This is a genomic window from Citrobacter sp. wls711, assembly GCF_005281055.1.
In the GTDB taxonomy this organism is placed as follows: Bacteria; Pseudomonadota; Gammaproteobacteria; order Enterobacterales; family Enterobacteriaceae; genus Citrobacter; species Citrobacter gillenii.
This window is the reverse complement of record NZ_SZXC01000076.1, coordinates 1-4,721: the sequence shown is the minus strand read 5'-3', so window position 1 is coordinate 4,721 and position 4,721 is coordinate 1. Positions and strand designations below refer to the sequence as shown.

Genomic DNA, 4,721 nt, shown 5'->3' with positions numbered 1-4,721 from the left:
AGCGGTTCATAAGTGGACGTGAATACTATGTTTATAAGGTTTTGGTGTCCACATAACTATAATGTGATTTTAAGTAGACGTCAAAGCTCTGTTTTTATGGTTTTAACGTCTACTTAGTTAATGGTCTATGTTGCTAACGTTGATGGTGATTCTGTCGTGAAACATCTAAAACGAAAACATCAATTAAGCCACGGAGATCAGCCGGTAATACTGCTTCAATACTCATTTTAAGTTCCTAAGCGGTTTTAATTCCGTGGGTTCTGCGGCCAGCAACGGTTTCGTTTTCTCCAAACCATATGACAAGAAAGATACCCTGCTGCTCGGCATCAGGATGAATGGAATAACGGTCATAGAGTGGGCTGAAGCGGCAGAATATAACTCTCTGTGCCACTGGCCTTTGACTTCCGTAACCAGCAGCCGTCTTCTTCCGCCAATCAATTTAGATGCGGTGAAATCACTCCTGTTTTTCCCTTTTAACTGATGTTCAGGAGTTATAGCGATGCCCTGAGGCTGGAGTCTTAAATTCAGGCGTTCCGCAATAATCTCTGTGGACTTTACCTCATCAAGGCGGTCATTTTTCTCATAGAAGCGATCTGCCGAGTTAAACTCCGTTTAAGGCTGGTCAGGATCTTGTTCGCGTGGCTTTCCGACCAGAACTTAAGGCAACTGGTGTGCCACGCAGTGGCGATAAATTTAAACGTGCGGGATTCATCTACTGCTGCTTTTTCTGCTTTACGCGGCTGAGAAGGGCAAATACCGGATATCAGCAGCTTACGCGCCGCATCGCGCTTTTCGCGGGCTTCTGCCGCGTAACCTGTGGGTAGGGGCCAAAGGCCAGACGATTTTCCTTACCTTCAAAACGGTAGCGGAAATACCATAGCTTAGAGCCGCTGGCGGATATCGTGAGGTACAGACCTTGTGAGTCGGTGAGTTTGTAGGATTTTGCGAGGGGTTTCGCAGCGCGGATTTTGCTGTCATTCAGGGCCATTTGAGGGGCTCTCCATTCATCGAACTGAATGACTCGCAATCTGACCCCAAATTTTCCGGATGCCTAGAGATAAACAGATACGTATCTGGAAAGATTTTAACGCTAACCTATTGAATTTAATGCACGATGGGATTCATAGAGAAGCATAAAAACAAAAAAGTGGTGCCCGGACTCGGAATCGAACCAAGGACACGGGGATTTTCAATCCCCTGCTCTACCGACTGAGCTATCCGGGCAACGAGGCGCATTAAAACCGATTCGCTTCTTTTCGTCAACGAAATTTCTTCAAATCAATGCAGACTGCACAATCTATCACCACATTGCTGGTATTGCACGCATTCTCAGGCAAAAAATGCCGTCCACGCGGCGGAAAGCGGCATGGCCAATAGCAGGGCAGGTAGCATATTCACGACGGCAAACATTTTAATTCCGCAGATACGCAAGCCGGTTGCCAGCAACAGCAAGCCACCTACGGCGCTAAAGTCAGCCATCATGGCAGGCGTCGTCAAAGGCAAGATCAGCGCGGCGCAGGCGGCGAGCGTCAACTGGATTGCCAGCATCGGCACACAAATGGCGGATACCGCAATCCCCAGCGAACAGGCGAAGATGATAGCGGTGAAGAAATCGAGAAACGACTTCGCGATTAAAATATTCGGATCGCCGGTCATTCCTTCATGTATCGCCCCAAAGATCCCGGTGCCGCTGGCACAAAACAGCACAATGATGGCGACAAAGCTTTGAATAAACGATTCGTGCGTTGCATTGGCATCTGACTTTGAGAAAAGCTGCTGCGCTTTGGCGACCGCCGCATTAATCCCTTTTTCCAGATGGCAAAGCTCGCCAATCAGTGCGCCGACCAGCGTTGCCAGCACCATAACCGGCAGGTTGGCGCATTTGATTACCAGCAAGATACCAATACCCAGAGAAGCCAGTCCGAAAATAGAGGTCATTGAGACCCGAATGCGTTCGGGTAAATGCTGGCTGAGCAGCGTGCCGAGAACGCCACCAAGTAAAATAGCGCTGGCATTAATAAAAGGTCCGATTACCACATGAGCTCCTGCATACCCGTTATCGTCTTGATGACGAAGGCAATTTTCGGGGTATATTTATGTTTTCAGATTGCATTATTATGACGCTATTGTCCGGCAAAATGCTTGTTTATCTGTGGGGATATGCATAGGATTTTGTCTTGCGCCTGGTAGTGAAAGGTGCCATGATTGCGCGAATTTTCTCCTGTCTGAATGGGGTTGCCTGGGATGAATCAATTCCCCCTACATCACCTTCAACATCGCCTTTTTGCGCGACGTTCTCCCCTTTCTACGACACATCCTCATTCTCCCTCCATGCGGTGACGGCGGCGTACGCTCACTGCAGGATAACAGTAAGATCAGAGGCTATCTGCTTTTACTGATGTCTGGCGGTCGGGGCTGGTAACCAGTTTGACCAAACATTTCGTGGGATAACGCCGTGTGGCATTGTCCGGGACTTTGACTTTCCCGAAACGGGTTTTTGCGCTTATGAAATCAATGAAAATTGCCGCCAGTGGTGAACTGGTCTCTTGTCTGTCTACCCATCGTCAGGTGGTGTCACTGGACGGTACCGATTTTACTGATGTTGCGGCAGTCGTCATTACCGTTGCGGACAGCCGCAGCGGGATCCTCGCGTTGCTTAAACGCACAGGTTTTCATTTACCGGTGTTTATTTTCTCAGAGGTTACTGTCGAATTGCCTGCGGGTGCAGAGGCGGTTATTGGCGGTAACGCACAGGACTGGCTGGAGCTGGAGTCTGCCGCATGTCGTTATGAGGACGATCTGTTGCCACCATTTTATGACACGCTGACGCAGTATGTCGAAATGGGTAACAGTACCTTTGCCTGCCCAGGCCATCAGCATGGTGAATTTTTTAAGAAACATCCTGCCGGACGGCATTTTTATGAGTTCTTTGGCGAGAATTTGTTTCGCGCGGATATGTGCAATGCTGACGTCAAGTTGGGCGATTTGCTCATTCATGAGGGGTCGGCAAAGCATGCGCAGAAGTTTGCGGCAAAAGTGTTTAATGCAGATAAAACATACTTTGTGCTGAACGGCACCTCTGCTGCCAATAAAGTCGTGACCAACGCGTTGCTGACGCGTGGCGATCTGGTGCTGTTTGACCGTAACAATCATAAATCAAACCACCATGGTGCGCTGATCCAGGCCGGTGCTACACCAGTCTATCTGGAGGCGGCGCGTAACCCGTTTGGCTTTATTGGCGGCATTGATGAGTACTGCTTTAATGAAGCGTATCTGCGCGGGCAGATACGCGACGTCGCACCACATAAAGCCGACCAGCCGCGCCCGTTCCGTCTGGCGATTATCCAGTTGGGAACCTATGATGGAACCATTTATAACGCGCGACAGGTGATCGACAAGATCGGCAGTTTGTGCGATTACATTTTGTTTGACTCTGCCTGGGTTGGCTACGAACAATTTATCCCGATGATGGCGGATGGCTCGCCATTGCTACTGGATCTCAAACCTAACGATCCGGGGATTTTTGTCACCCAGTCGGTGCACAAACAGCAGGCCGGGTTCTCACAAACCTCGCAGATCCACAAAAAAGATAACCATATTCGCGGCCAGGCGCGTTTTTGCCCGCATAAACGGTTGAACAATGCCTTTATGCTGCACGCCTCCACCAGCCCGTTTTACCCGCTATTTGCCGCGCTGGACGTTAACGCAAAAATCCATGAAGGTGAGAGCGGACGCCGGTTATGGGCGGAATGCGTGGCGTTAGGAATTGAGGCACGTAAAGCCATTATTGATCGCTGTAAGCTGATTCAGCCCTTTATTCCCCCGATGGTGGGGGGGAGGCCCTGGCAGACATACCCGACGCAGGTTATTGCCAGCGAGCGTCGCTTCTTTAGCTTTGAGCCGGGAGCAAAATGGCATGGTTTTGACGGCTATGCGAGCGATCAGTATTTTGTCGATCCGTGCAAACTGCTGCTGACCACGCCGGGCATTGATGCGCAAACTGGGCAGTATACTGACTTTGGTATACCAGCGACGATCCTCGCACACTACCTGCGAGAGAATGGTATTGTGCCGGAAAAATGCGACCTCAATTCAATCCTGTTCCTGCTGACGCCAGCAGAAAGCGCAGAGAAAATGACGCAGCTGGTGGCGATGCTGGCTCAGTTTGAACAGCACATTGAGAACGATACGCCGCTGGCAGATGTGCTGCCCACAATCTTCAACAAATACCCGATGCGCTATCGGGATTACACGCTGCGTGAACTGTGTCAGGAAATGCATGACCTGTACGTGAGCTTTGATGTGAAGGATCTGCAAAAAGCGATGTTCCGTCAGGAGAGCTTACCCGCTGTTGCCATGAACCCGCAGGATGCCAACAGTGCCTATATTCGGGGAGATGTTGAGCTGGTGCGCATTAGTGATGCTGCCGGTCGTATCGCGGCAGAAGGTGCGTTGCCTTATCCTCCCGGCGTGTTGTGCGTAGTACCCGGTGAAGTGTGGGGCGGAGCGGTGCAGCGTTACTTCCTGGCGCTGGAAGAGGGCGTTAATCTGCTGCCGGGCTTCTCACCTGAACTGCAAGGGGTTTACAGTGAAACGGATGCCGACGGCATTAAGCGTCTGTACGGATATGTTCTGAAATAAAAAACGGATCGCGCGGTCGATACATTTCCGGCAAAAAAAGGGTCACCGTCAGGTGTAATGCCAGTCAGTTAAGCAACTGA

Annotated in this window: 2 protein-coding genes, 1 tRNA gene and 1 pseudogene; 1 reads left to right on the top strand and 3 read right to left on the bottom strand. The window is 50.3% G+C overall.

What is annotated here, in order from left to right; all coding sequences use genetic code 11:
- Nucleotides 1–581 precede the first annotated feature (581 nt).
- The 3 genes and pseudogenes from FDW98_RS21400 to FDW98_RS21390 all read right to left on the bottom strand — a co-directional run.
- Nucleotides 582–988, bottom strand: a pseudogene (locus FDW98_RS21400) (Arm DNA-binding domain-containing protein); the annotation flags it as partial.
- A gap of 160 nt (nucleotides 989–1,148) precedes the next feature.
- Nucleotides 1,149–1,224, bottom strand: a tRNA-Phe gene (locus tag FDW98_RS21395).
- A gap of 105 nt (nucleotides 1,225–1,329) precedes the next feature.
- Nucleotides 1,330–2,037 (bottom strand): DUF554 domain-containing protein, encoded by a 708-nt coding sequence (locus FDW98_RS21390; RefSeq protein ID WP_096755730.1) that lies wholly within the window; start codon nucleotides 2,035–2,037, stop codon nucleotides 1,330–1,332.
- 468 nt (nucleotides 2,038–2,505) lie between these two features.
- On the opposite strand from FDW98_RS21390, the gene FDW98_RS21385 reads away from it, so the two are divergent.
- Nucleotides 2,506–4,641, top strand: a complete 2,136-nt coding sequence (locus tag FDW98_RS21385) for an ornithine decarboxylase (RefSeq protein ID WP_096755731.1) — start codon at nucleotides 2,506–2,508, stop codon at nucleotides 4,639–4,641.
- Nucleotides 4,642–4,721: the final 80 nt, after the last annotated feature.

Bases quoted from the DNA above. Each gene is read 5' to 3' on its own strand.
- FDW98_RS21385 (WP_096755731.1), top strand. From the start codon at position 2,506: ATGAAATCAATGAAAATTGCCGCCAGTGGTGAACTGGTCTCTTGTCTG.